The organism is Citrobacter sp. TBCS-14, assembly GCF_005280805.1.
GTDB lineage: Bacteria > Pseudomonadota > Gammaproteobacteria > Enterobacterales > Enterobacteriaceae > Citrobacter > Citrobacter gillenii.
In genome coordinates, this window is record NZ_SZWM01000304.1 from 1 (window position 1) to 282 (window position 282).

The 282-nt window shown below is 54.6% G+C and carries 1 protein-coding gene; it reads right to left on the reverse strand.

Annotated features, from left to right (window positions below; all coding sequences use genetic code 11):
* A partial coding sequence (locus FDX22_RS15220; RefSeq protein WP_186805310.1) for a phage terminase large subunit family protein occupies window positions 1-282 on the reverse strand: 282 nt, incomplete at both ends.

Below are 282 nucleotides of genomic sequence, written 5' to 3' on the forward strand. Positions count from 1 at the left end.
GTGGAGCCACGAATGGACTTTGGCCAGACTGAGCCTTCAATACGCTTGTCACCCAGGAACGTCGGGGAGCCTTCCTGTTCAATATCGTCATCAAACGCAGCGAGTTCATCATAACCCGCCACATCCACCGACTTTTCACGGTAGTTTTTTGCCGCTTTACCGCCCAGGCACCAGAAGCTACGACCATTGGTAAAACGCTTCATGGTGAGCGTGTTATCCCGGTGTTTTTTGCCATACCACGGTGCCAGCGCCAGCAGCGACGGAATATCGCGGATGGTCGGC